This window comes from Bartonella vinsonii subsp. berkhoffii ATCC 51672 (assembly GCF_902825225.1).
Classification (GTDB): Bacteria; Pseudomonadota; Alphaproteobacteria; order Rhizobiales; family Rhizobiaceae; genus Bartonella; species Bartonella berkhoffii.
In genome coordinates this window covers 1-1,993 of sequence record NZ_CADEAK010000046.1, presented here as the reverse complement: position 1 = coordinate 1,993, position 1,993 = coordinate 1, and the positions used below count along the sequence as shown (strand labels likewise).

Below are 1,993 nucleotides of genomic sequence, written 5' to 3'. Positions count from 1 at the left end.
TCAGCGGTTGTTCATTATGATAAAACAGGTGATGACAATAACACTATTAATTATACGAGTGTGACTTTAGGGAAAGGAAAAGATTCCACACCTGTTGGACTTCATAATGTAGCTGATGGTAAGATTGGTGATGAGTCACATGATGCGATTAATGGTAGTCAGATTAATACAATCTCTGGAGATGTAGCTAAGTTTTTAGGTGGTGACGCTGCGTTTAAAGGGGGTACTTTCACAGGCCCAACCTATAAATTATCTAAGCTTTCTGAAAATGGTGCTGCAGAAGAAACTAGCTATGATAATGTTGGGAGTGCTTTTGAAGGTCTTGATACAAATATCAAAAATGTAAATCAGCGCATTAAGGAAGTTTCGCAAGGCGTTGCGCAAGATTCTTTGTTATGGGACAATAATGTGCAGGCTTTTGTAGCAAAGCATGGGGAAAAAGATAGCAAAACCAATAGCAAGATTACATCTCTTTTGGATGGAACAATTAATGAAAACTCCACGGATGCTGTGACGGGTAAACAGCTTCATACTCTAGGTGATAAAGTTGCAAAGACTTTTGGTGGAGGTGCTGGATATGAAGGTGGCGAATGGACAGATCCTAATTTCAAGGTAAAACAAATTGGTTCTGATGGCGATGTTACTGATGAATCCTATAAGACTGTAGCAGATGCTTTTTCTAGTGTTGGTAGTTCTTTCAAGAGTATTCATGATAAAATTAGCACTATGATAAGTGATAGCCTTGTTAAGAAGAATTCAGATAAGAATGATATTACTATTGGTGGAGAAGTAGAAGGCAGTGAAATCAATATAGCCAACAAGAGTGGTGTGGATCGGACGCTTTCCGGTGTAAAGGCAGCCACAAAGGATAATGAAGCTGTCAATAAAGCGCAGCTTGATCAAAGTTTGGAACAGCTTTCTAACAATCTTCAGTCAGATGATTCAGCAGTTGTTCATTATGATAAAGATGATAGAAATGGCGCCATTAATTATACGAGTGTGACTTTAGGGAAAGGTCAAGGTTCTTCACCTGTTGGACTTCATAATGTAGCTGATGGTAAGATTGGTGATGAGTCACATGATGCGATTAATGGTAGTCAGATTAATACAATCTCTGGAAATGTAGCTAAGTTTTTAGGTGGAAATGCAAAGTTTAGTGATGGAGCCTTTACAGAACCAACCTATAAATTATCTAAGCTTTCTGAAGATGGTACTGCAGAAGAAACTAGCTATGATAATGTTGGTAGTGCGTTTGCAGGTCTTGATACAAGTGTGAAGAATGTGAATACGCATTTGACGAATGAAGTTAAGAAGTTTGAAGAGAAAATCACGAATATTACACAAGAAGTTCAAGGTGATGCCTTGTTGTGGGACAGGAGTAAAGGCGCCTTTGTAGCAACGCATGGGGAAAAAGATAGCAAAACCAATAGCAAGATTACATCTCTTTTGGATGGAACAATTAATGAAAACTCCACGGATGCTGTGACGGGTAAACAGCTTCATACTCTAGGCGATAAAGTTGCAAAGACTTTTGGTGGTAATGCTAGCTATGCAGAAGGCAAATGGACAGCTCCCAAGTTTACGGTTAAGACGGTCAATGAAGATGGTAGTGCGGTTGAAGAGCAGAGCTATGAGACTGTTGTAGCTGCCTTTGCCGGTGTAGGTACCTCTTTCACGAATCTTCATAATGAAGTTAACAATGAAATTACACAGGTGAAGGAAAATCTTCTTGTTAAGCAAGAGGAAGAGATGACTTTAGCGCGCAATGCCGATAATGGCGCAGGTGTGATCACCATTGGTAAGGAAACAAATGGTACTGTAATTAATGTTGCGAATACAAGCGGTGTGAATCGGGTGATTTCCGGCGTAGGGGATGCAAAAGATAACAATGATGCCGTTAACAAGGGTCAGCTTGAAAAAGGTTTAAAGGATCTTTCCAGCAGTCTTCAGTCAGATGATTCAGCGGTTGTTCATTATGATAAAACAGGTGATG

1 pseudogene is annotated in these 1,993 nt (G+C 39.6%); it reads left to right on the top strand.

Annotation, left to right across the window (positions count from 1 at the left end):
* Nucleotides 1–1,993 (top strand): annotated as a pseudogene (locus J7R10_RS07990) (hypothetical protein); the annotation flags it as partial.